Below are 23,957 nucleotides of genomic sequence, written 5' to 3'. Positions count from 1 at the left end.
ATCCGGGAGTATACTCCCACACACTTTCAGCCCACGGACATCGTGTCCGTGGGCTGTGTTGCTATACAGCGAGCGGTAGCGCCGGGCCTCACACCCGACCGCTAGGCTTAAACGCTCGACTACGGTACGTTCGATTAGCGCCAAGGTGGCAGAGTCTGGTCAGACGCAGCGGCCTGCAGAGCCGCCCAACGCCGGTTCAAATCCGGCCCTTGGCTCTCACACGTTACCCTAAAGCCCAAGACGACTATGTCTTGGCACGTCCCTATTTTTAGCATCGGCATATCGGGAGCACGACATAACGCCTTGACCGAGTGGTTGCTGTCAATTCTCTCGAACAGCGCACGGTAGACGGTCGCGGCTGCGCCCGTAGCGCTCGCACTGGCGGTACTGCTCGGCTATTCTGAAGGAGTGAAAAAAGTCGATGGCTTCCGTGACGACTGGATAGTGCTGTGTGCTAGTCGAACAACTCCTCTATTCGTCTATCAGTTCGGTGACGCTCTCGACGGGAGCATAGTACCCACGTTCGTTCCGCCAGGTCTCGATCCATTCGTCCGCAGTTTCGTTGTCGATCCGGCCGCGTTTGATACCGAAGACGAGTAAGCCGATTGATCCAGTAACCGGAACATCTAGTTCCGATGCAAGACGGCGCGCTGCGAGATCGTCAGTGGCGAGTGTTCCGTCGCGTTCAACGGCTCCCCGCAACGCTTCCGTTTCTCCTGGATCGAGCCGCTCACGGAGCTTCACTCTTCCTATTTCGGGTGGAACGTCACTGACTGGCAGTCCGTTGTCGAACGCTTCGACGGCTGTGGTCAGATACTCGCGGCCGTGCTTGACTCCCTGTTCAATCTCGTCACGGACTGCGGGTACCACGACTGGAGCTTCGAGTAGGTGAACGAGAAATTCGACCGCGCTCGTACTGGCGAAATTACTGATGACAGTTGCGTCGAGGAAAACCGGTTGCGGGTAGCCGTCCGGCATCTATTCGTCGAGGTCGAGCGCAACGTCGATCTCCCGCTGTAACTGGTCGTCAGTTCGCGGCCCGTAGAGCGACGTGAAGCCAGCGTCTTCCAGGACTTCTTCAAACTCCCACCGGGACAGTCCGGCCGCTTCGGCAGCACGTCCGAGCGAGAGGTCGCCGAGAACGTACCGACCCACCGCGGTCGCAAGTTCGTCGGAGGACTCACTACTGGAAGAGGCCATCGTACGTAGTTATCGGATCCACGGACCTAATAATCTATCGTGGGATGGGGACTTCTCGTTGCACTACCACGAGGGGCACGAGGATGCGCGTTCGACCACCGCTGGGATCGACACCCCTCGGATCACGACACACGTGATCATATTCACCCAGGGCCGGACGCCCCGACACCCGGTGACGACGCGTCACATCCGGCGGAGTGGCGTGACGTGCTGTCGATGGTTTTCGGGGAGATCGAAGATCGACAGCGGGCCTTCTGGACCGGGTGAATGTCGAATCAGATCTGGTCATGCCGTCGTTGCAGACTATGACGGACGAGAAGGAGAAACGCACACAGTTCGGCACGTCGCCGGGACTCGGCGAAACGAAACGCAACGTTGTAGTGACGAGTCCACGCTGAGAGGGTGCCAACGATCTGGTTCGGATGGATATCCCGCCACGCCATACAGCCCCGGTTGCGCAGGAGGGTTTCCCAGGATGTCTCTACGACGACCGCAAGGGGCTGTGACCACTCGGCTGCCCGCCGTAGCTCGGACATGAATCGCTCTCGTTCCCACGTGAGTGCGGTGAGAAAGTCCTGTCCGGACTTGCGTTCGACCGCGAACTGTGGACGATAGGTGTCGTCCCCCGGATCGTGAGAACAGTCGTTCGGAACGGCGTAATCTCCGGTCGAGAGCGTTACGTCGCGCGTCTCGACTGCACATCCCTCGAACGTCCAGGGTCGCTGTTCGCGGGTATCTCGCAGTATCGTGGTGGGAACAGCGTGTCGCGTCTCGTCCATTTATCACGCTTTGGTCCCGGTATCGGAGATAAACCCTCGCAGCGCGTCGGCCGGATAGAATCGTTAGAATCCTGCCTTTTCGAGCTCGTCGAGAAATGCCGGCCGGTTCGAGTGTCCGTCTTTCAGGAAATCGACGAACTCCTCGAACCGCGCTTCGGGAACTAATTCCCGCATCTCTTCTAAGTGGTCGACGATGTCTCGGTAATGGCGTCGGCCGGTGTCGCCGGCGGTAAACGGGACGAGCAATTCCCGGTAGAGTTCGAAGTACTCGACCGGAGCAGTGGTTGCGACTGGGTCCCGATACTGGCGAACCGACGAGAGGTCTGTGTTCTCTTTCAGGTCGGCGAAGGCTTTTTCGAGGTCGTCGTCGTGGACGTACAGCGAGACGAGGTCCTTCTGGTTGTCTCTTTGGAAGCGTCGTTCGAACTCCTCGTACATCGACTGCCACTCCTGGTCGGTACAGACCGCCTTCAGATCGTCGTACGCTGCCCACTCCGTATGGTCGAGAAACAACTGTTTTAGCGTGTTACGGTACTCACCCATATCTCGGTCTTCGTAGAGATCGGCGGCGAGCCAGCGAAGAGTACGGGGTGACCGGAAGGTATGGATGCCGTCTTCGATGACTTCGATCGCCCGGTTTTCGTTGCCTTCGTGGATAAGCCGTCGGGCGTACTCCTTGCAGAAGCGGTCACTTTCGAGGTATATCTCCTCGTAGAGTTGCACGAGGGCGTCCTCGTCGCCGAGTTCCCCGAAGATGTAGACGTAGGTCGAGAATATCCGCCGTTTCTGGAGTGACGACGATATCTTTGTGTCGGTCGTCCCTGACTCGGTCGGTTCGACGCTTGCGGTGTGTCTCTCGACGGCCGTCGGTTCATCGACGCGTAACTCCTCGAAAGCGTCACCGACGAAGTACTCGAATCTCAGTGTCCCAACGGCCAAGTGTTCGACGTTGAGCGCTCCACCGGTGAAATCATCGGTGCTGAGCGGACCAGCGGTGAAATCTGATGCATAGAGAACGTCGTCCGTTCGTTCGGGAGAGTCCGCAGACTCGTCGTCGCCGTCAGGTGTATCGATGCTGGCCTTACTCTGATCTCGTCGGTCGTCCGCCTTCGAGGACGCCGACTCTCCTGAGAGCACTGCGTCGAGTGAGGTCCCGGAAATGTGTGTATCGAGTGTTTCCAACCAGTATTCGAGGTCCTCGTCCGTTGTGTAGAGCGTTCGAAGTGCGTCGTCGTAGTAACCGCTTGCGAACCCGTGGTCTGCCTCGACGAACTCCTCACAGAGGTACTGGATGTACGGCCGCTTTCGCTCGTGGCCGAGATCCTGTTCCGCGACCGTCTCTGCGTACGACTCGATAGCGTGTTCCAACTCGCGCCCGTAGTACCCGCTGCTATCGTCGACTCGGTTCAGATTCTCCCGTATCGCCTCGGAAACCGCTTGGTAGATGTCTGTCGCCGTATCGACGTGGTCCCGCTCTCGATGCGTCTCCGCGAGGTCGGTGTATTGCGAGAAGTCGATGTGCGTGTCGTGTTCGACCATCTCTCGGCGGCTGACAGCGTCGTCGAACAGTCGATCGATCTCCTGCTTGTAGTCGTAGACCGTCTTTCCTGTGTCTTCGCCGACGAACGCGACGAAGCGGTCACGGATATCCTGATCGTCGGCAACGATGTCCAGCAGAAACGCTCGAAGGTCTTCGGCGGTCGTCTGCTCGACCAGTGATTCGATGTCGACTGTTTCATCTCGTTCGGGATCAGTGTCGCTCACCGTCTCAGTGTCTCGGTCATCGATAGCGAGCAGGACCGCGACGACGTGCTTGCAGTCGCCCGCGTAGTCGTATGGACAACTGCAATGAGACCGGACCGTATCGTCCACGATGTCGATGGCGATATCATAGTAGTTGGAACCTCGAACAGTGGCTCTGATCTCGCTACCGTCGATTCTCAGTTCCTGTACCCGATCTTGTTGGTGATAGTTGACACCGCGCTCGAACGACTGTTCGGTACAGAGCGACCGTATTTCGTCGCGGGTCGGGTAGTCCATGTGTTGGGTCTGCATACTACGTTACGTCCCGAAAACGTGACGCTGTACCGACGCTGACGTGCTTGATCGCTATGTCTCTCTATCGGTCGGCATCGCCGTTCCAGTAGTGCCAGTCGTCGACTGCGTCTCGAGTGTCCTGATCCACGTCGAGCACTTCGAGCTGTGACAATGGCACGCCGAATTTCCTGTCCATCCACTTGACGAGGACAAACATCTCCCTGCTGCTGACGACTTCGTCCGTCATTCCGACGACAGGCACTTCTTCGCCCTCCCGCAACGGGGTGATCGTTCGCTCCTCGATGCACCGCGCTTGGAAGGGAAACGTCATCTCGCGTTCGAGGTGATAGCACCAACTGATCGCTTGCTCGTCGGCGGTGTAAGCGTCGGTCAGCATCTCCCTCCGAATGCGTTCGTCTCGCTCTTGGTCCGTCTCCTGTGTCATGGTCTCTTCTCCGTGACAATCGCAGCCGTGTCGGTCGACGTGATTACGTCGTCGTCGAGAACCTCGTCGAGTCGTTCGGGGTCGTAGACCTCCTTGACGATGCCGTAGTAGTGCGAGGGTGTACCGAAGTCGTAGACCAGGCTGAGTCTGTCTCCTTCTCGGAGTCGGGCCTGTTCGGCGACGTCCGCGATCGTCATCTCGCTCGCTCCCGTGTACGTTCGGTCACCCGCTTCCTCGTACTGGTAGTCGGGCAGGACGTTAAGACTGGAGTCCAGATACTCATCTTCGAGGCCGTACATCCGGAGGTGGAAATCGTCGAGCGTGGTGATCCGACACACGAGTCTGTCCAGTTCCGCCATCGTCGTCTCCGGTCTGACGACGATATCGTACCACTCCTCCCGCGCACGCCTTTTCTGCTTCCACCGGAGACGATACCCGACAGTATCGATCCTCTCAGATACGTCATCAGGGTCCTGGTCTTTCTCCACTGCTTCACGTGTGTTCGACCAGCAATACGAGCAAATCGCATCAGGTGCATCGCCCTCGAAGCCCGCTTTATCGATGTCGTGGTGGGAGACAAACTCCTCAAAGGTGACTCGCTTGTCTCCCGGATAGCGGTTACCGCGACTGCACATCTTCTTGCCGGGACCACTGAGGCCGAGAGAGAACCGAGAGTCCGTCTTGTCTTGGTCGGCGTCCATATCGATGATGTGCGCGACCGTTCCGGTACCGATCTCGATCACGAATCCGTCTGTTGGCTCGCTCATGGGAATCACCGGTACTGGACGTGGATGCCGTGGTCACGATACAGGTCGTGGAACGCGACGAACCGCTGCCGGGAGACCGCTCGCGACGCGTCAGAATCTATTTGGCGGTCGTGCTCGTTGAGAAGTCCCTCTTTCTCCTCGCCGGGGAACGGAAACGAGACGCCTGAAGTCGTCGTGAACTCGTCGTAGCGAACAGGTCTGAAAAACAGCACGATCCCTGGCTCCGCAGTTCGACTGAGGTTGACGTCTACCAGCGTGTATTCCCGGTCGTTCAATAGGTCGGTCACTGCTAGGCGGGGGCTTGAGTCGCTGACAGACTTGACCGCGAATAGTGAAGGGTCGGCGTCGATGGTACCTTCGAGTACCTCTCGTTCGACCTCGTCCCCCCAGCGCTCAGCTTCGAGGTATCGCTTCGCAGCGGTCGTCCCGTCTCGCGGTATTCGTACAGCGCGAACTCGAAGTGGGCTGGCATCTGGGATTCGAATTCGTAGGCCAGGTTCACCCCGTTGAACTCGATGTCGAGCTCTGATGCGGTTTCTACAATGAGTTCGCGGTCGGAGTATGCCTCAAGGATGTCGTTGTTCAGTTGCGTCCCGACTTCCCGGTAGGTCTTGTACTGGTCAATGTCGGTCATTACGGGAGTGTATGTCAGAATGGTATCAATGCTTTCCGATGCCGAGAGTTCGGTAGTATTACTGACATGCTTGGACAATCCTCTTGTGAGAGCAATGACCTCACCGATTCCACACACGGACGAACTCGACCTACTTCTCGCCCTAGAACTTCCCTCGGGGTGGGTGCGTGGCCTTCTCGAACCGCTATCGATGTCGTTCCGATCGGACGACCCGCTGGAGGGCGCGCTGTTCGAGGCAATGACAGGAACATCACCCGACCCGGAACCGGCATCGAACGCGGTCGTCTTCGCGTATCTCGCCGGCTACGACCCTGGTGTTGACCGGCCAATGGACAGCGAGCGCCAGCTATCGATCAAGTACGTAGCCGAGCAGGATGCGTTCGAAGTCAGAGCAGTGTTCGACGAGGGACTGGTCGAGACTGCTGTGGGTACTTGTGACTGGCTGGAACGTGCCATGCCACGGGTCGAACGTGAGATGGACCATCGACGCCGCTTTTGGGTGGTGCTCTCGGACATCCACGGTCTCGGGCAGCAAGGCATTGGCAATCTGCACGAGGAATACGAGTCGTTGGATGCAGTCGCTGAGGCGACCGAAGCCGAACTAACCGAGATTCCGTACGTCACTGACGACCTGGCGCCCGAGGTGGTGACAGCTGCCGAGCAGTTCGACGGTACTGTCCCGACTGCTCCTGGTGATCAGGCGGCCGACTGTGCCGACGACCCGCTCGTCGTCGATACCAGCGACCTGCGTCCGTTCAGTGACCTCTTCGAGAACTGATACGGTCGATTGTAACGATTTACCGGGACGATTGCATGACGTGTGCGATCGATCTGGAACAGACTTACAACCGACCGTATGAACGCCGACGGTCCTGAACGTTTTCAATCAAGCAGTCGTACCCGCTTCTATGCCGTTCAGCGTCAGTTGGCACACGCTGCTCGAGGAACTCGACGAGTTGGCCGACGATGCCGTGCTCATCATACCGCTCTCTCACGACCGGTTCCGCGTTACGGACGTACAGGAACACCGCGTCGTCGTCACGTTCGAGGATACGGGGGAGCGTCGTCCGCTCCAGCGCGATCAGTTCGATACCCTCTACCGTCGAATCCAGGACTCGAAGGGTGCGTTCGATCTCGACCGACTCCCGCCCGATGCCAACCCGTACCCGGCGCTGCTGAGCCTGCATCCTCGATTTGAAGTCGACGAAGAACAAGGCGTTATCACCGAGAAAGAAGAGGCAACCGATACCCAACTACTGGGCGACGAGCCGGCATCTGCCGAGAGCGACCGTGTCGAACCTGATGGAATCGACGTGTACTCCGATGCCCTTCTCCTCATCGATGCGCTGGAACGCGAGGAGGTTTCCGATCTCACAGCGCTGGAGACGGAGGGACTGGTGAACCTCTACACGCTCTGTTCGGACGTCCAGCGGAACGCGAACGAATTCCGCCAGGATGTTGCCGACGTGTTACTCGATCGACTCCACCACGATCAGCCAGTCCACGGTCAGTACGGCTCGGTTCAGCGAACGTCGCGTCGCAACCGCTCGCTGAAAGACGAGGAAGACGTACTGGCCACACTGGAAGACGCAGGGATCGACCGCGAGCGCGTAATGAGCGTCGATTCGAAGAAGGTGAACGAGGCACTGGACGTGACCGAACTCTCGGAAACGGACGTCTACGAAGTTGACGAGAGCGAACACGTCCGGAAGGCGGAAGTGGACGAGGATGTCAAAGAGTCACGACTCCAGGGATTGAAAGACCGGCTTGCGGCTAGTAGCGACGCGGAGTCTGATGAACTCCGCCAGGAGATCGAAGCCCTCGAAGAACGCATCGACGATCTCACCAGCTTCAGTACGGGGACACAGATGCAGGGGTAGTCAAATTCGATGGCTTTGTATATATTCGAAATGGGTTTTAGGCCTCGATGAGCGTGTTGAGAGTAATACTAACTTCGAGTAAACCTTTTTCATAATAATTCACGAGACAATAGCCGACTGACTCCCAAGTAATTAACCACCGTCAAAACACCATCTGAAATATGGAGGTCAGGCGTACCGCGCCGGTCAAACTCGTTGTTCCCGACGAGTATCACGACGACCTCCACGAAACCGCCACGCAATTCCTGTACTGTGCGAACGAGGCCAGTGATTACTGCTGGGATAACACCGACTACGAAGACTGTATCACCTCGAACGTGAAGGCCAGAGATGCGCTGTACGACCGTTTCCGCGAGGAAACTGACCTGAACAGCGAATCTCGTGCAAGAAGCCATCCGGCGTGCCGTCCACGCCGTTGATAGTGGCGTTGACCGCTGGAAGAAAGGCAAACGGACGAACAAGCCGGAGTTTAGCTCTTGGAGTATGGTGTATGACAAGCGCAGTGCGACGTTCTACCGGAACAAAATCTCGCTCTCAACGGTCAACGGACGAGTCGAGTGTGATTTTGAACTCCCAGCAGATAGTCCAACACCATACGAGGAGTACGTCCTTTCGGAAGACTATGAATTTCGGACGAGTACACTCCAGTACGACCAAGCCACCGACAAGTTCTACTTCCACGTCAAGACACGGAAGATAGACACAGACGGTGAAGCTGTTGAAATCGAGGGTTCGGACGATACCGAGCACCAAATTGTCCTCGGGATTGACCTCGGCGTGTACAGCCTTGCCGTCGCATCAACAGGAACGTTCTGGAGCGGTGACGAGTACGACCACTGGATACAGGAGTTCGAGAAGCGCCGAGGAGAGATGCAACAACGCGGTACACAAGCCGCTCACAACGGCTTGTTGCGGCTTGGAAAACGAGAGCGAGCATGGCGCAAACAGTACATCCACATGGTCGCCAACGAGATCGTTGACGAAGCGGTTGACCACGAGTGCGACGTGATCGTGTTTGAGGATTTAACCGATATACGGGAGCGACTGCCACACGCAGACTGGCATCACGTCTGGGCATTCCGTCGTCTTGTCGAGTACATCGAGTACAAAGCTCCAGAACGCGGTATCGTGGTTGAGCAGGTCGAACCCGACCACACGAGCCAGCGGTGTTCGCACACTGACTGTGGCTTCACCCACGAAGACAACCGTGACGGTGAGCAGTTCAAGTGTCTGAAATGCGGGTACGAGATCAATGCGGACTACAACGGGGCGAAAAATGTCGCCCTACGGTACATGCGGAATCGACAGCACAGACTGCGTTCCTCGCCCACGTCGGGGGGCGCAGACGCACCAGTAGACGTGCGTATAAATGGTGGGGTATTGAACGGTGACGGCTATCTGACAACCGCCGACAGTTGATCGCCGGGAGTCCACATTAAAGCCCCACCCTCAACGAGCGAACCGCGTATGCGGTGAGCGAAGTAGGGTGGGGTAGTTTACAAGTCGCCCGCATCGAGGACTTCGTGCGGAATGTTCTCGTCGCGGAGCCGCGCGGTGTGTTTCGGGAGTTGGTCCGTCGTCACCGCTAGCAGTACGTCCAGCCCTCGCACGGCGGCCTCAGCGACGGCGTCGGCTGTCCCAAATCGGATGTCGGGACGCGCATTTGCCCGCGTCGCGAGCGCGTACGCTTCGGTTCCGGCGACAGCAAGGAGGCTCTCGGACGGGCGAGTCGTCGCGAGTACGTCGGGGTCCACCGACGCCGCATCTGTGACGGCCGGGACGGGGAGTACTGTGACGTATCCGGTTTCGTAGTCGACCACGCCTTCGAAGTCGGTGACGCCGACGGCTTCGCCTGCTTCGGCGCCGGTGACGGTGACTGCTGTCGCCGTCCCGCCCGCGGGGTTCGCGTGGAGAACGCCGTCGCGCATGACCAGGCCGATGTCGCTCCCTTCGGAGATATCGTCCATCGCGATCGCGGCGTCGATATCCACGCTGCCGAGGACGTCTGAGCTGACGCGATCGAGGTACGCCTCTAAGCTGTCGGTTCGGGAGATCAGCCAGTCGACGCCCTCCTTCGTCACCGTATACCGTCCTCGGCCCTCCTTCTCGACGTAGCCGTGGTCCACGAGGTCCCTCACATAGTCGCTGACGGCCTGCGAGGTGACGCCGATCGCGTCGGCGATCTCTGTTTGGCTCACCGCGGGCTGGCGTGCGGCGATCTCGACTAAGACCTGATACCGCGTTGCGTCCCGCTTGCTGTCGAGGACTTCCGGTGGTGTCGCCCTGCCCGGATCTGTCATTGTCCGACGTGGGTGACGCGCAATTAAAGTACTGTTGCAGAGTGCAGGTGGCAGGACACGTCTTCCGTCTGCTCGACGATTTCAGTGAAACTTTTGTTGTTGCAGATCATGTTCGATTGCCCGTTCTACGACTTTGCTTGTGGTAGCTCTCGGACAGTACGCAGCTCTCATCGACCGGGCGCTTTTCGCCGCGCCCGGCGTCGTCATACAGCGGAGTTCGGCGCTGCGGTTTCGGGGGTCGAGAGCGCGGCTTAGTAACCGTTATACACCGGGTGACCCATGCTGGAACTATGCAACGACGCGCTGTGGCCGTGTACGCCGCGCTCTTCCTCCTCGTCGCGAGCGTGGCCGGTGTACTCACTGTGACGGCCGATAGCCCGGAAATTGGCTTCGAAAACCCTGACTACGTGGTCTCGGACGGTGAGACGGTCGAGGTCGAAGGCCAGGAGTACGTCGTCCAGATCTCCGAGATTGAGGAGAGCGGCGGTGGTCACGGTGGCGGTGGTGGCGGTACCTCGCTCGTGGCGACGATCGAGCGCAACGTGACCGTGGAACAGTCCGAGGCCTGGGCGAACGGGTCGACGGTTCAGGTCGGCGAGCAGGAGTGGCGCGTGGAGATCGCGGGCGAGAACGCGAGCGAGTTCACGCTCGTTGAGGTGCCCGACCGACAGGCGATCCTCGAAGCCGATCCGCAGGCTGACAACGAAACAGTCGCACGCGACGACGGCGAGTACGTCGTCGTCACCGAGGACGACGAGTCGACACTCGTCCCGGTCGAGGAGTACTTCCCGACCCCCGAGGAGCGCTCGTACGCTACGGGTGACTCCTTCGCGTACGCCGACCACACTGTGACCGTCGACGGCGTCACGGCGGACCAAGCGGTGCTCGTCTGGGAGGCAACGGAGACGGAGTCGATCGAGGTCGAGGACGAGGGGATCGTCACGCTCGTCGAGACGGACCTCGTCGCGCACTTCGCCGACTCCTCGACGCTCCACCTGTCGAGCGATATCGAGGGGTACGAGTCTCAGGTCGCACAGATCGAACAGTTCGAACAGTACAACTCCGGGCTATTCCGCGTGCTGATCCTCGGGCTGTTCTCGGTCGTGCTCCTGCTCGGGGCCGCGTTCATCCCTTCGCGGTACTGACCTTCGGATCGCTCGGCTCCTCGGCTTCCGCTTTCTGTTCGGTTCCCGTCCCGGTTTTTGACGTGTCGTCGTCTCTCCGCAGCGTCCGCGCGTTGATGACCGGAAAGCTATATTTGTCGGACCCGTTGGGAGGCGTATGAGCGATACCACGGGAAAAGTCCGCCAGCTCGCCCCTCACTGGGGCGTGATGTTCGTCGTGATGCTCGTCGTACTGGCGCTCGTCGAGCGCCTCGTCGGAGAGCTGTCGTTTCTTCCGTCACTGCTTCTCGTGTTTGTCGTCGCGTTCGGCTACCCGGTCGTCGTTCGGGCACTCGGCGTCGCACCGCCGGTCTGGCAGCGCTCCTAGCCGCTCGAGTTGCCGACTTGGGTTCCTGTTCGGCCGCTCGGCGTCACTCCCCAGTGGCGTTCCAGAACGGGGCCGCGAGTCGTCGTCCGTACGTGACAGAAACGATGCCGAAAATGAACGAGACGACCGCGGCGGCCGCGATCCACAGGGTGTTCGGGTGTTCGAGTCCGGAGTGTAGCAGTATCTCCATGCCTTTTGGTTCATACTCTTCGGATTAAGCGGTTCGTTTCGTCGCCGACGCCGCTTCGGGTGTGGCGCGTCCGTCGCGTCCGGTGGCTCGGGGAGTTCGACCCGATAACACCGATGTCAGCCGGTGGCCCGGCAGTCCCTTTCGCTTTTATACGCACTCGTCTCGTATCGATGGTATGAACGACGACACCTCGGCTCCGGTCACGCCGGAGCGTCCGGACGCACCGTTCCACACCACCGGCACCGACCACATCACCGTTTGGGGAAGCAACGAGGCCGACACAATCGCGTTCTACCGCGACCTGCTCGGCATGCCGCTCGTCCTCCGCCAGCCGAACCTCGACGACCCATCGCAGACGCACCTGTTCTTCGACACCGGCGACGGCCGAATCTTGACGTTCTTCGTGAGCGACGATCGCGCGTCCGCACGCGGTCAGCGTGCCGGCACCGGCGCCGTCCACCACCTCTGTTTCAGCGTCGATCCCGACGAGTACGAAGACATCATGACGGCGCTGGAGGAGGCCGGAAAGGGGTACAACGTGTTCGACCGCGGCATCTTCCACTCGATCTACACGCAGGACAACAACGGGCTCGTTATCGAGCTCTCGTCGGACAAGTACGAGATCCCGGACGACCGCAAGGGCGAGGTGCTCGCCACCGCCCAGCGGCTCCGCGAGGAGGACGGCGCTGACTTCGCGCAGGACCGCCATATGGAGGGAGCGCTGGAAGAGCTCGGGCTTCCGGTGAACAAGTACGACCTCCCGGAGGCGGACGCGGGCGTCGGGGTATGAGCCGGAGATCGCCGCACGCGGGCGACGACCCGCACGCGGGCGAGCCGCTGGTGGCTGCCGGGACCGACCCCGAGGAAGCGGACGCCGCCGTCGTCCTCGTCCACGGTCGCGGCGCGACCGCGCGCAGCATCGTCGAGTTCGGCGAGGAAATCTCGGGTGACAGCGACATCGCGCTCTTCGCGCCGCAGGCGGCGGCCAACACGTGGTATCCGAACTCCTTTCTCGCGCCGGTCGCGGACAACGAACCCGGTCGGAGCTCCGGCCTGCGTGCGATCGGTCGCGCGGTCGAGGCCGCGACGGACGCGGGGATCCCCACTCGACGCGTCCTCGTCGGCGGCTTCTCGCAGGGCGCCTGTCTCGCGAGCGAGTTCGTCGCGCGGAACCCGACGCGGTACGGGGGGCTCGCAGTCCTGAGCGGCGGGCTGATCGGCGAGTCCGTCGCGGTCGACGACTACGTCTCAGATGCGGTCGGAGACAGAGGCACGGATCCGACTGACGCGCTCGCGGGGACGCCGGCGTTCCTCGGGTGCAGCGATGTCGACCCGCACATCCCCGAGGAGCGGGTCCACGAGACGGCGGCGGTGCTGAAGGCGCTCGGCGGCGACGTCGACACCCGAATCTACGAGGGGATGGGCCACGGGATCAACGAGGCGGAGACGGCAGCCGTCTCCGAGATGATCGCGGAGATGGCGTAGGACCGCACCGGGCTCGCACCCGACGATGCCGCAGTCTTTTGCCGGTCGCCGTCCCACGACCGATATGACGTTCAGCATCTGCGTTCGCGAGCGGTACACGGACGACGACGGTGACGACCAGATCCGGTACGGCGTGGCGGTGACCACCCGGCTACCGGGGGTTGGGACGCTGTGCCCGTTTGCGTCGACGGACGGCGCGGTGGCGACGCAGTCGCTCGTCAACGTCGAGTTGGGGCGGAAGGGGATCGAGTACCTGGGCGACGGGCTCGCGGTCGACGACGCGTTAGAGGCCCTTTTGAATGCCGACGACGGGAAGCCCCAGCGCCAGCTCCACGGCGTCGACGCCGACGGCACCTTCGCGTTCTCCGGCGAGGAGTGCAACGACTGGTACGGCCACGTCGTCGGCGAGAACTACACCGTCGCAGGCAACCTCCTAACCGGCGAGGACGTGATCGACGACGCCGCGGCCGCCTACGAGTCGGACGCCCACGGCGACGCTCCGCTGGCCGAGCGGTTAGTCGACACGCTTGCGGCAGGCCACGAGGCCGGTGGCGACAAGCGAGCGGATCTGGAGGTCCAGTCCGCGGCGTTGCTGGTGCGGACGACCGCTGGCGACGAGACCGAGGACCCCTACTACAACGACCTTCGCGTCGACGCGAGCGAGACGCCGATCGACGACCTCCGCGAAACGTACGAGACGGCTAAGCGAGGATACGAAACGGTACTGGAGAAGTACGCGGACGAGGAGTAGGGCCCGCCGCCGGACCCTCACACCTCCAGGCGCGCGAGGATCGGCAGGTGATCGGAGGGGTATCTCCCCCGGTCATCGCGGTCCGTGAGGGTCGCGAACGCCTCGACGCCGACTTCGGGCGAGACGAGCGCGTGGTCGATCCGGCGCCCGTCGATCAGGTGCGCGAAGTCGGTGAGGCTCGTCTGCGGTCCGTGCCGGAGGTCAGCCGCCGCGGCGGCGTCGCGGAGCGTGAGTCCGTCGTCGCCGAGTGCGTTTTTCGAGTCTCTCTCCGGATCGCCGCCGACGAGGACCCGGTGTGGCTCCGATCCCGGCGTGCAGTTGAGATCGCCGACGAGCACGGTCGGGGGCGTCGGATCGGATTCGTCCGCGTCTCCTCTCGCGATTTCCGGGAGTCGCTCGTGGAGCAGCCGTGCGGACTCGCGGCGCGCGTCCGCGCTGACGTGATCGAAGTGCGTGTTGACGACGAAGAGTGCGGCGTCGCCGTCGACCGCCCGAACTCGCGCCCACGTCGCGATCCGCGGGTAGTCGGCACCCCAGCCGATCGACGGCTCGCTCGGCGTCTCGGAGAGCCAGAAGGTGCCGTCGTCGACGACCTCCCAGCGGCCGGCTCGGACCGCGATCGGACAGCCTTCGCCCTCGCTGTCCGCCTTGCGGCCGCGTCCGACGAACTCGTACTCCGGGAGGCGTTCGCGCAGGTCGCGACGTTGGTCGGGGAGCGGCTCTTGAAAGGCGGCGATGTCCGGGCGATGGAAGCGAACGAGTCGCCCGACGGCGTCTCGACGGTCGTGCCACGCGTCGTGGTGGTCGCCGTTGTTGGCGTAGCGGACGTTGTAGCTCAGCAGTCGAATCGCGGTCATTACTGTGGAGGTCACAGGGGAGGCGATTAAAAGACGCGGAGCGAACGCGAGTTCGACTGGCACAGTGTCGATAGGTGCGGTAGCGGCGCTCTAGCCGCTCGCTTATAAGGCGTTGATACCGGATCGGCAGTGAACGTGTCCAAAGCCTCGGCCGCGAGAACGGCGTACGTTCGCTGCGCCGACTCCCTCGCGCGTGCTGACTCACGGCCGCCGGCGACGCCAACCGCACTGTTCAGTTATACGCAGCCATCGCCACCGCTAGCCCGTTTATAAGTAGAATCTCGCCCGCCTCGCTCGCCTATGCCGAGAACTCGTACAGCTCGTCGCCGACGTGGTGGATCGACTCGACGACCTTGCCGCTGTCACCGACCATCTCGTCGCCGTCGACCAGCGCGCGGCCGACCGCGAGCACCTTCTCGTGCGTCTCCTCGGCGATCACGACCAGGTCGCCCCCGCGGATCTCCGGGTCGGCCTCGACGATGCCGGGACGCATCACGTCGGCGCCGTCGGAGACGAACGAGATGGCGCCCGCGTCGACCGTGACGACGCCCGTTTTCGGCTCGTAGTCGTTCGCGCCCCGCACGGTGAGGAACGGCTCGTCGTCGTCGACGTAGAAGACCGCCGGCTCGCCGTCGACTAACACGAGTTCGTAGTTCGCGTCGACGAACTTGACGAACTCGAAGGTGTCCCCGTCGATGTCGACGCCGAGGTGGTCGGCCACCGCCTCGCGGATCGCCGTGATATCGTCGCTCCGGAGGTGGTGTCGAGATTTCACTTCCATGCGCGCCATGTCGACCGCTCGGCCGATAAATGGACCGCTCCGTGGCGCGGGTGTTGCGCATGACGGTCGGGGACGTCGCGGGTGCGGGAGAAGGGGGGCCGCTTGGCCTCTCATACGGTTGGACCGATCAAAACGGCCTTAAACCACCTCTTCATACCCGATAGTATGCTCAATCCGCTCATCGCGACGATCGCGAACGCGCCGGCGATCGTCCTCGGCGTGATCGCGACGCTGCTCGTCGTCCTCATCAGTTCGGCGAAGGGGAGTGGGTGGGAACCCTCAACGGACATTTCGGACGAGGTTCTCCAACGACGCGCTTCTTCCGTGCCCGAGACGGACTTCCCCGAGCCGGGGAACCGTTCGGTCGGCGGCGGCGGCGGCGGCGGGGGGGCGATCCCCGCCGGCGGCGAGGGCGAGGAGGGAGAGCTTGGAGACGGCGAGGCCGGCGGCTCCGGCCCCGGCGACATCCCCGAAGACGAGGTCGAGTACTTCGAGGTTGAGTTCGTCAAGCAGGGCGAGACCGTCGAACTCTCCAACGACCAGCCGATCTTAGAACAGGGCGAAGACGAAGGATGGGACCTCCCGTACGCCTGCCGTCAGGGCCAGTGCGTCTCCTGTGCCGGTCATATCGCCGACGGCCCCTCCGAAGACTTCGTCGAGCACGACAACCAGCAGATGCTCGAAGACGCCGAAATCGACGACGGCTACACGCTGACCTGCGTCGCGTACCCCCGTGACTCCTTCAGCATCGAGACCGGCGAAGCGCCGTAGGCGCCTCGTCGCGGTCCCGGCCTTTCTTGGGCCTCTCGCTCGCGACACCCTTTTTCTCCTCTCGACCGAACGATCGGTATGTCCGTCACCACGGTCCTCGGCGTCGGTGCCGCTGCGCTCCTCGTCGCGGTCGCGGCCGCGCTCGTCTACCGCGACGCCGACCGCGTTGGCATCGACCTCGGATCGCCGCTCCTGTGGGCCGCCCTCATCGTCGTCACGTCCGGGATGGGCGTGATCACCGCTCTCCTCGTCCCCGACGCACCGCTTCCCGGCGTGCTCGTGTTGGTCGCGCTCGGTCCCCTCCTGTATCTCCTCGAACGCGACGACTCGATGCACGGCGACGATCCGGCGGATCCGACGCGGCTCCCGAGCGACGGTGAGGACGCAGACCGGCCGGATGAGTGACTGAAGACGCCGAACCGCGGTGCCACTCCTCCCGCCGGATCGACGATGACACAGTTCCTTTCTCGCTTTCACCATGCTCTCAAACCGCAAGCTTCCATAGGCTCGGCCGCAAAGTGGTGGTAATGAGCGACGAGAGCCTCGCGGACCGAGTCGAGGAGTGGATGGTCGGACAGATGCCGATCATCCAGATGCACGGCGGCACGAGCGTCGTGCGCGAGGCGGACGCCGAGACCGGCGAAGTCGTCGTCGAGCTCGGCGGCACCTGCTCCGGGTGTGGCATCTCGAATATCACCGCTGACAACATCCGCCGCGACCTGATCATGGACTTCGACGAAGTAGAGAACGTGACGGTGCGGTCCGCCTCCTCCGGCGATCAGGGCGCCTCCACCGTCGAGGGCGGCCGCGGCGGTGAGCTGAAACACGAGACCGAGTCCGCGAATCACTTTTAAACCGCTCCTCGCGGAGCGTTCGTATTACCCCCCTACAGCGGTGTGAACGCCGCGAGGCCGACGTAGTCGACGTCGCTGAGTCGCATTCCGGGATGCGATCGAACACGCGTACGAGCGACAAATTTTCAGACCTGATAATTTGGGTGAACATGTTCGTACACATTCTGATTTCTGACCCGTCTATACCGTAAACTAATGAATGTATCACGCCTCAATCGCAAGTTAAGCATTCAAGCCAAGATCGCGGCCCTTCTCGGGATCATGTTGCTGATCGCTGCCGTCAACGTCGGCGCAGTGTATTACGTCATGGGCCAGACGGATACGGTGAGTAACTCCGTCAACACGGCGGGCGAACAACGGATGCTGAGCCAGCAAATGGCCCGCTATTCCGCCGGAGTGGCGTTGGGCGGGGACAACGAGGCCAGTCGTGAAGGCCTCCGAAGCGCGATGGAAAAGTACCAGTCGAACCTCGAGACGTTGGAAAACGGCGGGACGGCGAACGGCGGTACGCTGGATCCAGCGCCCGATGCCGTCCAAGACGAGCTCGCTGCCGAGAAACGAGACTGGAGCGAATATCGGCCCCACGTCGAGACGATTCTCAACGCGGACCCGGAGTCCGAAGAGTTCCAGCAGTCGCTCGAGTACGTGGAGTCTAACAGCAACTCGCTCCTGAAAACGAGTGACGACCTCACAGGCGCGTTCGCTCAGGTGTCCTCCTCGCAGATCGCGTTCCTGAAACAACTGCTGGTCGGCTTATTAGCCGTTGATGTCATCGTGTTCCTCGTCAGCATCCTGTTCGCTCGTCGAGTGCTCTCGAACCCGATTCGACGGCTCGCCGACGCCGCGGACGCACTCGCGAAAGGCCAGTTCGAGGCCACCGCTCTCCAGGAGATAAGCGCCGCAGGAACCGCTGGAAACGGTGCCGAGAACGTCAACGACGAAGTCATCGACATGGCCGAGTCGTTCGGTGCGCTACAGGCCGCGCTGCGAGAGGCGTTTGATGAGCTTCAATCGGTCAGTGACGGACTTGAGACCGGCGAGTTCGACGACGACGTCCGGACGGATCTCCCCGGGATCTACGGCGAAGTCATGGGGAGTCTCGGAACGGGGATCGTCCAGCTGCAGACGAGCTTCACGGACATCCAGGCCACCAGTACCCATCTCCAGAACGGGGACCTCGATTACGACATCGACGCCGACCGGCCGGGACAGTACGGCGCTGTGCTGGAGGACTTGGCGACGGGAACGACGCAGCTCTCTGAGAGTTTCGCACAGATATCTTCCGCGAGCGAGGGGCTCAAAAACGGGCGGCTCGCACAGAACATCGACACCGGGTATCCGGGGACGTACGGCGCTGTGCTGAGTGACTTAGCGGACGGGATCGACCGTCTCGGAGACAGCGTGGGCAACGTGAAGGCGATCGCGGACACCGTCGCGACGTCGAGTGAGGTGGCGACGCAGAACACCGACGAGATCAAGCAAGCGGGCGAGCAGGTCGCCGAGTCCGTCGAGGAAATCTCTCACGGAGCGGACACGCAAAGCGAGAACCTCCAAGAGGTCGCCAACGAGATGAACGACATGTCGGCCACGGTCGAGGAGATCGCGTCGTCGGCCGATCAGGTGGCCGCGACGGCGGGGACCGCCGTCGAGCGCGGCGAGGAAGGTCGAGAGTACGCCGCGGAGGCGACCGAACAGATTCAGTCGATCGAGACGCAGGCCGACGAAGCCGGCGACCAGGTCGCGGCGCTCGAAGAGGAGATGGAGGAGATCGGTGAGGTCGTCGAGATGATCTCTGATATCGCCGAGAAAACGAACATCCTCGCGCTGAACGCCTCGATTGAGGCCGCGCGCGCAGGGGAGGCGGGGGAGGGCTTCGGTGTCGTCGCCTCGGAGGTTAAATCACTCGCGGAAGAGGCGTCAGAGGCCACCTCCACCGTCGAAGAGCGTATTGCGACGGCTCAAGAGAGTACGACCGAGACGGTCGAGGGGATGGAGCAGATGAGCGAGCGAGTCGAGCGTGGGTCGGAGACGATCGAGGGCGCTATCGAAATGTTCGACGAGATCGCGGGCGCCGTTCAGGAGGCCGAGAGCGGCATTCGAGAGATCAGCGACGCCACCGATGACCAAGCCGCGTCCACCGAAGAAGTCGTCTCGATGGTTGACGAGGTGGCCAGCGTGAGCCAGCAGACCGCGGCGGAAGCGACCAACGTCTCGGCCGCCACCGAAGAGCAGACCGCATCGATCGGTGAGACGTCTGAAAGCATAAGGGAACTCTCGGCGTCGGCTAGCGACCTCAAAAATCAGGTGTCCGGATTCGAAACGCAGGCGAACAGCCCGTCTGCCGTAGGGTCGCAGTCACCAGCGGCGGCCGACGGAGGCGTCGAAGAGCCAGAGTCGAACCCCAGCAAAAACGACGACTAACGGCTACTCGCTGATCCCCGAGCCCCCGTCTGCTCGGGGGTGACCGGCGCCGAGAGCCTCCCGTGCGACCGACCACGCGCGGCCACAAGTCTCCCGGATGAACACCGTCTCCGAGTGGCCTCTCCGTGTCCGATTTTCGACGCGGAAAACCGCGGGCGGTGCCGCCTCCGCCCGATCTGTCTCACAGCGCGTTTTCGAGCGCCGACGCCACGCTTCGGGCCTTCTCCGCGAGCGCCTCCGGCACGTCGCCGATCGCCTCCGCGTCCCGCAGTTCGTCGTCGTCGAGGCGCTCGACGGTCCCGTCGGGCCGTTTCACCACGTCGACGTGGAGGTCGACGTACCGGGCGGCGCCCGGGAACACCTCGACCGGCGTGCAGACGTTGACGTAGGTCCCGCGGACCGTCCCGTCGCGTCCGCGGTAGGTGGTCGGGTACCACCACCGACCCTCCTTCAGGCTGGTCTCGGCGATGTCGCCGGCCTCGCGGGGCACCTCGAGCCCGTCGTAGGTGCCGCCGCCGGTCATCTCGCGCTCGACCGTGACCGACCCGTCGGCGCCGACCGCGGTCACCGTCGCCTCGCCGAGCGTGATCAGCCGCCCGTCGGGCTTGCCGTGTTCGAGGCGGAGCGCGTCGCCCTCGGCCGGGCCGAACGCGTCCGTCACGACCCCGAACGGGAATCCGGCATCAGCCTCGGGCTCACAGAGCGCCTCCGCGAGGTCGACGCCCGCCGACGCGTCCGCCGACCCCGCTTTCACGCGGTGGTGGCCCGGCATCGTCGCGGTCGCCTCGCGGCGGCGGTCGTCGAGCGCGAACCGGCTCTCGCGGCCGAACCAGACCCAGACACCGGCGTCGGGGCGCGCCAGTGGTTCGTCGCGGACGAGGGTCGGGCCGTCGAGCGTCCCGATCCCGCCCGCCGCGTCGACGGCGTCATCGAGCCCCTCCGCGGCCGCGATCGCCCGATCGAGCCCGGCCTGCAGCTCCTCGGTGTCCGCGTCGACCGCTGGCGGCTTCCAGACGGCGCGCCACCCCTCCGGCGGCTCCAACCCGAGCAGATCGAGCATCCCCGACAGCTCCCGGGCGGCCTCGTCGTTCCGCAGGTCGACGCGCGTTCCCGAGCCCGGTTCGAGCGCGACGAGTTCACCACCGGCCCGAAGCGCCCCGTCTAGTTCGGGTCGGCGGTCTGTCCACGGCGCCGCGGACTCGCGAACCTGCACTCGGACCGGGTCGCCCGTCTCGACCCGGTCGTCGACGCTCCCGTACGGGAGGTACCCCTCGGCGGTGTCGCCACCGTCGGCGTCGGCACCGACGCGAAGCCGCACCACTGCCCCGCCGCCGAGCGTCTCGGTCACCGTGCCGTCGAGGACGGTCCCGGGCGGTGTCGGGTCGGTCCACGCCAGCGCGTCGAGACCCGAACCGGACAGGAGAGTTTTGAGGGCCCCTACCGCTTCCGGGGCTCCGTGTGCGCCGACGCCCTGTCGGTCCTCGGTCGTCGCGATCCGCGCGTCGGGCGGTGCGCGTTCGAACTCGGCGTCGAAGCGCCGCCGGATCGGCGCCGACGCGTCGACGACCTCGTGGCCCGCGTCGAGCAGGGTCTGTGTGAGCGCCGTCGCGTAGATGCCGCGCACGCGCGCCTTCATAGCGCGTCGGGGTCGCGCGCGAACGTGACGCGGCCGTGGACGGTCGCGCCGAGCGAGAGTTCGACGAGGACGGGCCTCTCGTTGTCGCTCTCGGTGTCGCCGCCTTCCGACGCCGCGGTCCGCAGTACCCGCCCACCCTCGACCGGGACGCCCCAGCCGTCGAGCGACAGGTAGCTGCGGAGGTCGCTCCCGTGGGTAAACAGCTCCACGTCCGCCGTCGCGTGTTCCTGCCTGTCCGCCGTGCTGTGGGCCATCTCCATGTCGGAGTAGTATGCTCCGGCCGGCTCGAAGAACGTTCGGAGACGGTCGGCGTCCTCGTCGACCAACTCGGCGACTCGGTCGGATGCCGTCGCGATCGCGTCCGCGTCGAGCCCCGCTTCGCGGAGGGCCTGCTGAGTCCGTGCGTCGAAGTGCATACCGTCCATTCGGTCGCCGCGGTTTCAATCCTGTCGGCCGCCGTCGACCGCGCCCCGACCGAATCGGTGCGTCGCGCTTCGAGTCCTACCACGGCTTAAGTCGCCGCGGTCCGAACGCGGTGACATGCCATCTCGGTCGGATCCGGTCGAGTCTCGCTCCGACGACGACCGCGACCTCTACGACATCGCCACGTGGGAGGAGCGCACCTCTCTCGACGGGCTCTCTGTCGCGTTACACTGGCTCATCACACGGTCGGCGAAGGTGCTCGTCGTCCTCGTTGCGCTCCTCGGACTCATCGCGATTCTCGGCTCCTTCGGGCTCGGACTCGTTATCGATCCGGCGGTCGCGATGCTCGTCGGGCTCTCCGCGGTCCCCGCGCTCGGGCTCACCGCGTACGTGTACGTCTCCGACGTGACCACCGGGGAACCGCTCTCGCTGCTGGTGGCGACGTTCCTGCTGTCGATCCTGACCGCGACGTTCGCCGCGGTGCTCAACAGCTACGCGCAGCCGTACTTCGACCCGTTCGGGTTCCCCGGGCTCGTCCTCTTCTTCTTCGTGATCGTCGGGCCGATCGAGGAGTCGGTGAAGCTGCTCGCGGTCCGGCTGTACGCCTACACCGACGACCGATTCGACGCGGTCATCGACGGCGCGGTGTACGGCGCGATCGCCGGGCTCGGGTTCGTCGTCATCGAGAACCTCGTGTACATCGCTCGGACCGTCGACCTGGCGGAGCTGTCGCTCGGCGTCGCCGCGCTCGGTGCGGGCGACGGGATCGCCGCGCTGCGCGCGCTCGCCGGGCCGGGACACGTCATCTACTCCGCGTTCGCGGGGTACTACCTCGGGCTCGCGAAGTTCAACCCCGAGAACCGCGGACCGATCGTCGTGAAGGGGCTCGTCATCGCCGCCGCGATCCACGCGCTGTACAACACGCTGGTCGGGCCGGTGACGACGGTGCTCGCGCTGGTGACCGGGCTCCCGCGGGTCGCCGCCCTGTTCGTCTTCGTGCTTCTGTTTCAGGGGGCGTTCGGGTACGTTCTCCTGCGGAAACTCCGCCGCTATCGAGACGCGTACCTCGAGACGCGCGATTCGGTCGACCCGTCTGTCAAGCCGGAGCTGACCGAGTTCGAAGACTGACCGCGCCCGCTGCCGGTCCGTCTCTCTCCGACCCGCGGCTCACTTGGGCGGCGACTCGACCCGCGACCGGTCGCCCGTCCCCCCGGTGAGCGCGCTCGCGAGCGCGCCCTTCACGACCACCTCGTCGCCGAGGTCGGTGAGTCGTACTTCGGGGACGTTGATGAACACCATCTCGGCGAGCTTCTCGCGGATCGGGTCGAGCACTCGCTCGGGGTTGTTGAGCGCGACCGCGCCGCCGACGCTCACGACTAGCGGCGCATACGCGTGGATGACGTTGGCGACCCCCATGGCGTTCCAGTGGGCAACTTGATCGATCACGTGGTCCGCGAAGGTGTCCTCGCCGGCCGCCTCGAACACGTCGACCGCGGAGAAGTCGGGGTCCTCGATGGGGAGGATCGTCTCGACCGGATCCTCCTCGTGGAGCTCGCGGGCGTACTTCGGGATGTTGTTGCCCGAGCAGTACCCTTCCCAGTGGCCGTCGAGACCGCAGCCGCAGGTCATGAACCCGTGCGGATCGACCGTCATGTGCCCCACCTCGCCGGCGTTGCCGTCCCACCCCGAGAGCACGTTCCCGTCGACGGCGACCCCGGCGCCGATCCCCGAGGAAATGGTGAGATACACCATATCGTCGGGGTTGCGCTCGGAGTGGAACCGCTCGCCGATGACGCCCGCGATGGTGTCGTTATGGAGGTACACCTCATCGGTGTCCAACAGCTGTGAAACCGGTCCGACGAGGGGGATCCGTTCGACGGTGTCCGGGAGGTTCGCCGGCCCTTGCACGACGCCGGCGGCCAAGTCGAGAGGGCCGATCGAGCCGATCCCGGCCGCGACGGCGGCGGTCGGATCGATTCCGGCGTCCTCGCACGCGCCACGGACAACGCCGAGGACGGCCTCGGTGACCGCGATCCCGTTTGGCCCGCGCGGGGTCCCTCGCAAGTCGGACCCGAGGATGGTCGCGGTCTCGTCGCCGACGACCGCCCGGACGTTCGTCGCTCCGAGGTCGACGCCCACGTAGTACATCGGATAAAACGGCGAACCGGTGTCACTTAAGCGGGACGCTTCGGGGGACATACGCCGGGACGGGTCACTCTCTTTTTCGCGTGTTCTGGTCACTCACGCCCTTGCGA

At 63.2% G+C, this 23,957-nt stretch carries 25 protein-coding genes, 1 tRNA gene and 3 pseudogenes; 15 read left to right on the top strand and 14 right to left on the bottom strand.

Going from position 1 to position 23,957, the window contains the following annotated elements:
• The first annotated feature begins 139 nt into the window (after positions 1-139).
• Positions 140-215: transfer RNA gene (locus ACNS88_RS06425), tRNA-Cys, on the top strand.
• Positions 216-471: 256 nt separating this feature from the next.
• Here ACNS88_RS06425 and ACNS88_RS06420 read toward each other — a convergent pair.
• Both ACNS88_RS06420 and ACNS88_RS06415 read right to left on the bottom strand, forming a co-directional pair.
• The gene (locus ACNS88_RS06420; RefSeq protein ID WP_435094959.1) at positions 472-978 is read right to left on the bottom strand and encodes a PIN domain-containing protein; all 507 of its coding nucleotides are present in this window, start codon (positions 976-978) and stop codon (positions 472-474) included.
• Complete coding sequence (locus tag ACNS88_RS06415; RefSeq protein ID WP_089769501.1) at positions 979-1,200, bottom strand: UPF0175 family protein; 222 nt, start codon at positions 1,198-1,200, stop codon at positions 979-981.
• A 43-nt stretch (positions 1,201-1,243) separates the two neighbouring features.
• Between ACNS88_RS06415 and ACNS88_RS06410 the strand changes: the two are divergent.
• A pseudogene (locus ACNS88_RS06410) lies at positions 1,244-1,467 on the top strand (toxin-antitoxin system TumE family protein); the annotation flags it as partial.
• Between the two features lie 8 nt (positions 1,468-1,475).
• Here ACNS88_RS06410 and ACNS88_RS06405 read toward each other — a convergent pair.
• The 5 genes and pseudogenes from ACNS88_RS06405 to ACNS88_RS17645 form a co-directional block, all read right to left on the bottom strand.
• The gene (locus ACNS88_RS06405; RefSeq protein WP_435094958.1) at positions 1,476-1,979 is read right to left on the bottom strand and encodes an ERCC4 domain-containing protein; all 504 of its coding nucleotides are present in this window, start codon (positions 1,977-1,979) and stop codon (positions 1,476-1,478) included.
• Between the two features lie 63 nt (positions 1,980-2,042).
• Complete coding sequence (locus ACNS88_RS06400; protein ID WP_435094973.1) at positions 2,043-4,019, bottom strand: SWIM zinc finger family protein; 1,977 nt, start codon at positions 4,017-4,019, stop codon at positions 2,043-2,045.
• A gap of 79 nt (positions 4,020-4,098) precedes the next feature.
• Complete coding sequence (locus ACNS88_RS06395) at positions 4,099-4,461, bottom strand: calcium-binding protein (protein WP_435094957.1); 363 nt, start codon at positions 4,459-4,461, stop codon at positions 4,099-4,101.
• A complete protein-coding gene (locus tag ACNS88_RS06390; RefSeq protein ID WP_435094956.1) occupies positions 4,458-5,228 on the bottom strand; it encodes a hypothetical protein in 771 nt (256 codons plus the stop codon). Before ACNS88_RS06390 ends, ACNS88_RS06395 begins: the two co-directional genes overlap by 4 nt.
• A 5-nt stretch (positions 5,229-5,233) precedes the next feature.
• Positions 5,234-5,862 (bottom strand): annotated as a pseudogene (locus ACNS88_RS17645) (DUF7986 domain-containing protein).
• A 19-nt stretch (positions 5,863-5,881) separates the two neighbouring features.
• On the opposite strand from ACNS88_RS17645, the gene ACNS88_RS06375 reads away from it, so the two are divergent.
• The 3 genes and pseudogenes from ACNS88_RS06375 (at position 5,882) to ACNS88_RS06365 (ending at position 9,161) form a co-directional block, all read left to right on the top strand.
• Positions 5,882-6,640, top strand: a complete 759-nt coding sequence (locus tag ACNS88_RS06375) for a helix-hairpin-helix domain-containing protein (RefSeq protein WP_435094953.1) — start codon at positions 5,882-5,884, stop codon at positions 6,638-6,640.
• 130 nt (positions 6,641-6,770) lie between these two features.
• On the top strand, positions 6,771-7,742 hold the full coding sequence (locus ACNS88_RS06370; protein WP_435094952.1) for a DUF7983 family protein: 972 nt from the start codon (positions 6,771-6,773) through the stop codon (positions 7,740-7,742).
• Positions 7,743-7,903: 161 nt separating this feature from the next.
• Positions 7,904-9,161, top strand: a pseudogene (locus ACNS88_RS06365) (RNA-guided endonuclease InsQ/TnpB family protein).
• Between the two features lie 77 nt (positions 9,162-9,238).
• Here ACNS88_RS06365 and ACNS88_RS06360 read toward each other — a convergent pair.
• Complete coding sequence (locus ACNS88_RS06360; protein WP_435094951.1) at positions 9,239-10,042, bottom strand: DUF7839 domain-containing protein; 804 nt, start codon at positions 10,040-10,042, stop codon at positions 9,239-9,241.
• A gap of 290 nt (positions 10,043-10,332) precedes the next feature.
• Here ACNS88_RS06360 and ACNS88_RS06355 point away from each other — a divergent pair, with 290 nt between their 5' ends.
• A complete protein-coding gene (locus tag ACNS88_RS06355; protein WP_496923269.1) occupies positions 10,333-11,187 on the top strand; it encodes a DUF8231 family protein in 855 nt (284 codons plus the stop codon).
• Positions 11,188-11,323: 136 nt separating this feature from the next.
• On the top strand, positions 11,324-11,533 hold the full coding sequence (locus ACNS88_RS06350) for a hypothetical protein (protein ID WP_435094950.1): 210 nt from the start codon (positions 11,324-11,326) through the stop codon (positions 11,531-11,533).
• A 43-nt stretch (positions 11,534-11,576) separates the two neighbouring features.
• On the opposite strand, the gene ACNS88_RS06345 is transcribed toward ACNS88_RS06350, so the two are convergent.
• Positions 11,577-11,723 (bottom strand): hypothetical protein, encoded by a 147-nt coding sequence (locus tag ACNS88_RS06345; RefSeq protein WP_435094949.1) that lies wholly within the window; start codon positions 11,721-11,723, stop codon positions 11,577-11,579.
• A 175-nt stretch (positions 11,724-11,898) separates the two neighbouring features.
• Here ACNS88_RS06345 and ACNS88_RS06340 point away from each other — a divergent pair, with 175 nt between their 5' ends.
• The 3 genes from ACNS88_RS06340 to ACNS88_RS06330 all read left to right on the top strand — a co-directional run bounded on the left by ACNS88_RS06340 (position 11,899) and on the right by ACNS88_RS06330 (position 13,959).
• Positions 11,899-12,513, top strand: a complete 615-nt coding sequence (locus tag ACNS88_RS06340) for a VOC family protein (RefSeq protein WP_435094948.1) — start codon at positions 11,899-11,901, stop codon at positions 12,511-12,513.
• On the top strand, positions 12,510-13,208 hold the full coding sequence (locus tag ACNS88_RS06335) for an alpha/beta hydrolase (protein WP_435094947.1): 699 nt from the start codon (positions 12,510-12,512) through the stop codon (positions 13,206-13,208). The genes ACNS88_RS06340 and ACNS88_RS06335 overlap by 4 nt, the downstream gene beginning before the upstream one ends.
• A 64-nt stretch (positions 13,209-13,272) precedes the next feature.
• On the top strand, positions 13,273-13,959 hold the full coding sequence (locus ACNS88_RS06330) for a DUF1028 domain-containing protein (RefSeq protein ID WP_435094946.1): 687 nt from the start codon (positions 13,273-13,275) through the stop codon (positions 13,957-13,959).
• A 17-nt stretch (positions 13,960-13,976) separates the two neighbouring features.
• On the opposite strand, the gene ACNS88_RS06325 is transcribed toward ACNS88_RS06330, so the two are convergent.
• Together ACNS88_RS06325 and ACNS88_RS06320 are read right to left on the bottom strand one after the other, a co-directional pair.
• Positions 13,977-14,816 carry an endonuclease/exonuclease/phosphatase family protein gene (locus ACNS88_RS06325; protein ID WP_435094945.1) on the bottom strand — a complete coding sequence of 280 codons (840 nt, stop codon included), beginning with the start codon at positions 14,814-14,816 and terminating at the stop codon, positions 13,977-13,979.
• A 298-nt stretch (positions 14,817-15,114) separates the two neighbouring features.
• Complete coding sequence (locus tag ACNS88_RS06320; protein ID WP_435094944.1) at positions 15,115-15,597, bottom strand: RNA-binding protein; 483 nt, start codon at positions 15,595-15,597, stop codon at positions 15,115-15,117.
• A 165-nt stretch (positions 15,598-15,762) separates the two neighbouring features.
• On the opposite strand from ACNS88_RS06320, the gene ACNS88_RS06315 reads away from it, so the two are divergent.
• The 4 genes from ACNS88_RS06315 to ACNS88_RS06300 all read left to right on the top strand — a co-directional run bounded on the left by ACNS88_RS06315 (position 15,763) and on the right by ACNS88_RS06300 (position 19,643).
• Complete coding sequence (locus ACNS88_RS06315; protein WP_435094943.1) at positions 15,763-16,368, top strand: 2Fe-2S iron-sulfur cluster-binding protein; 606 nt, start codon at positions 15,763-15,765, stop codon at positions 16,366-16,368.
• Between the two features lie 78 nt (positions 16,369-16,446).
• Positions 16,447-16,773: a hypothetical protein gene (locus ACNS88_RS06310; RefSeq protein WP_435094942.1), complete on the top strand. Its 327-nt coding sequence runs from the start codon at positions 16,447-16,449 to the stop codon at positions 16,771-16,773.
• A gap of 122 nt (positions 16,774-16,895) precedes the next feature.
• A complete protein-coding gene (locus ACNS88_RS06305) occupies positions 16,896-17,222 on the top strand; it encodes a NifU family protein (RefSeq protein ID WP_008005609.1) in 327 nt (108 codons plus the stop codon).
• A 261-nt stretch (positions 17,223-17,483) separates the two neighbouring features.
• Positions 17,484-19,643: a methyl-accepting chemotaxis protein gene (locus tag ACNS88_RS06300; protein WP_435094941.1), complete on the top strand. Its 2,160-nt coding sequence runs from the start codon at positions 17,484-17,486 to the stop codon at positions 19,641-19,643.
• Between the two features lie 181 nt (positions 19,644-19,824).
• On the opposite strand, the gene ACNS88_RS06295 is transcribed toward ACNS88_RS06300, so the two are convergent.
• Both ACNS88_RS06295 and ACNS88_RS06290 read right to left on the bottom strand, forming a co-directional pair.
• Positions 19,825-21,279: a ribonuclease FAU-1 family protein gene (locus ACNS88_RS06295; protein ID WP_435094940.1), complete on the bottom strand. Its 1,455-nt coding sequence runs from the start codon at positions 21,277-21,279 to the stop codon at positions 19,825-19,827.
• Entirely contained in the window at positions 21,276-21,695 is a 420-nt protein-coding gene (locus ACNS88_RS06290) for a DUF7532 family protein (protein WP_435094939.1), read from the bottom strand. Before ACNS88_RS06290 ends, ACNS88_RS06295 begins: the two co-directional genes overlap by 4 nt.
• A gap of 124 nt (positions 21,696-21,819) precedes the next feature.
• Here ACNS88_RS06290 and ACNS88_RS06285 point away from each other — a divergent pair, with 124 nt between their 5' ends.
• Positions 21,820-22,830 (top strand): PrsW family intramembrane metalloprotease, encoded by a 1,011-nt coding sequence (locus ACNS88_RS06285; RefSeq protein ID WP_435094938.1) that lies wholly within the window; start codon positions 21,820-21,822, stop codon positions 22,828-22,830.
• 39 nt (positions 22,831-22,869) lie between these two features.
• Here the strand turns inward: ACNS88_RS06285 and ACNS88_RS06280 are convergent, their stop codons facing one another.
• The gene (locus ACNS88_RS06280) at positions 22,870-23,850 is read right to left on the bottom strand and encodes an ROK family protein (protein ID WP_435094937.1); all 981 of its coding nucleotides are present in this window, start codon (positions 23,848-23,850) and stop codon (positions 22,870-22,872) included.
• Positions 23,851-23,957 lie beyond the last annotated feature (107 nt).

The sequence above is a fragment of the Halorubrum shenae genome (assembly GCF_051194165.1).
In the GTDB taxonomy this organism is placed as follows: Archaea; Halobacteriota; Halobacteria; order Halobacteriales; family Haloferacaceae; genus Halorubrum.
This window is presented reverse-complemented; position numbering and strand designations above follow the sequence as displayed.

What these genes read in the sequence shown, in the direction of transcription:
- ACNS88_RS06390 (WP_435094956.1), bottom strand. Translation starts at nt 5,228, where the DNA reads ATGAGCGAGCCAACAGACGGATTCGTGATCGAGATCGGTACCGGAACG.
- ACNS88_RS06350 (WP_435094950.1), top strand. Translation starts at nt 11,324, where the DNA reads ATGAGCGATACCACGGGAAAAGTCCGCCAGCTCGCCCCTCACTGGGGC.
- ACNS88_RS06420 (WP_435094959.1), bottom strand. Translation starts at nt 978, where the DNA reads ATGCCGGACGGCTACCCGCAACCGGTTTTCCTCGACGCAACTGTCATC.
- ACNS88_RS06415 (WP_089769501.1), bottom strand. Translation starts at nt 1,200, where the DNA reads ATGGCCTCTTCCAGTAGTGAGTCCTCCGACGAACTTGCGACCGCGGTG.
- ACNS88_RS06285 (WP_435094938.1), top strand. Translation starts at nt 21,820, where the DNA reads ATGCCATCTCGGTCGGATCCGGTCGAGTCTCGCTCCGACGACGACCGC.
- ACNS88_RS06290 (WP_435094939.1), bottom strand. Translation starts at nt 21,695, where the DNA reads ATGCACTTCGACGCACGGACTCAGCAGGCCCTCCGCGAAGCGGGGCTC.
- ACNS88_RS06405 (WP_435094958.1), bottom strand. Translation starts at nt 1,979, where the DNA reads ATGGACGAGACGCGACACGCTGTTCCCACCACGATACTGCGAGATACC.
- ACNS88_RS06280 (WP_435094937.1), bottom strand. Translation starts at nt 23,850, where the DNA reads ATGTACTACGTGGGCGTCGACCTCGGAGCGACGAACGTCCGGGCGGTC.
- ACNS88_RS06370 (WP_435094952.1), top strand. Translation starts at nt 6,771, where the DNA reads ATGCCGTTCAGCGTCAGTTGGCACACGCTGCTCGAGGAACTCGACGAG.
- ACNS88_RS06305 (WP_008005609.1), top strand. Translation starts at nt 16,896, where the DNA reads ATGAGCGACGAGAGCCTCGCGGACCGAGTCGAGGAGTGGATGGTCGGA.
- ACNS88_RS06360 (WP_435094951.1), bottom strand. Translation starts at nt 10,042, where the DNA reads ATGACAGATCCGGGCAGGGCGACACCACCGGAAGTCCTCGACAGCAAG.
- ACNS88_RS06355 (WP_496923269.1), top strand. Translation starts at nt 10,333, where the DNA reads ATGCAACGACGCGCTGTGGCCGTGTACGCCGCGCTCTTCCTCCTCGTC.
- ACNS88_RS06400 (WP_435094973.1), bottom strand. Translation starts at nt 4,019, where the DNA reads ATGGACTACCCGACCCGCGACGAAATACGGTCGCTCTGTACCGAACAG.
- ACNS88_RS06395 (WP_435094957.1), bottom strand. Translation starts at nt 4,461, where the DNA reads ATGACACAGGAGACGGACCAAGAGCGAGACGAACGCATTCGGAGGGAG.
- ACNS88_RS06340 (WP_435094948.1), top strand. Translation starts at nt 11,899, where the DNA reads ATGAACGACGACACCTCGGCTCCGGTCACGCCGGAGCGTCCGGACGCA.
- ACNS88_RS06315 (WP_435094943.1), top strand. Translation starts at nt 15,763, where the DNA reads ATGCTCAATCCGCTCATCGCGACGATCGCGAACGCGCCGGCGATCGTC.
- ACNS88_RS06345 (WP_435094949.1), bottom strand. Translation starts at nt 11,723, where the DNA reads ATGGAGATACTGCTACACTCCGGACTCGAACACCCGAACACCCTGTGG.
- ACNS88_RS06310 (WP_435094942.1), top strand. Translation starts at nt 16,447, where the DNA reads ATGTCCGTCACCACGGTCCTCGGCGTCGGTGCCGCTGCGCTCCTCGTC.
- ACNS88_RS06375 (WP_435094953.1), top strand. Translation starts at nt 5,882, where the DNA reads ATGGTATCAATGCTTTCCGATGCCGAGAGTTCGGTAGTATTACTGACA.
- ACNS88_RS06300 (WP_435094941.1), top strand. Translation starts at nt 17,484, where the DNA reads ATGTTGCTGATCGCTGCCGTCAACGTCGGCGCAGTGTATTACGTCATG.
- ACNS88_RS06320 (WP_435094944.1), bottom strand. Translation starts at nt 15,597, where the DNA reads ATGGAAGTGAAATCTCGACACCACCTCCGGAGCGACGATATCACGGCG.
- ACNS88_RS06335 (WP_435094947.1), top strand. Translation starts at nt 12,510, where the DNA reads ATGAGCCGGAGATCGCCGCACGCGGGCGACGACCCGCACGCGGGCGAG.
- ACNS88_RS06295 (WP_435094940.1), bottom strand. Translation starts at nt 21,279, where the DNA reads ATGAAGGCGCGCGTGCGCGGCATCTACGCGACGGCGCTCACACAGACC.
- ACNS88_RS06330 (WP_435094946.1), top strand. Translation starts at nt 13,273, where the DNA reads ATGACGTTCAGCATCTGCGTTCGCGAGCGGTACACGGACGACGACGGT.
- ACNS88_RS06325 (WP_435094945.1), bottom strand. Translation starts at nt 14,816, where the DNA reads ATGACCGCGATTCGACTGCTGAGCTACAACGTCCGCTACGCCAACAAC.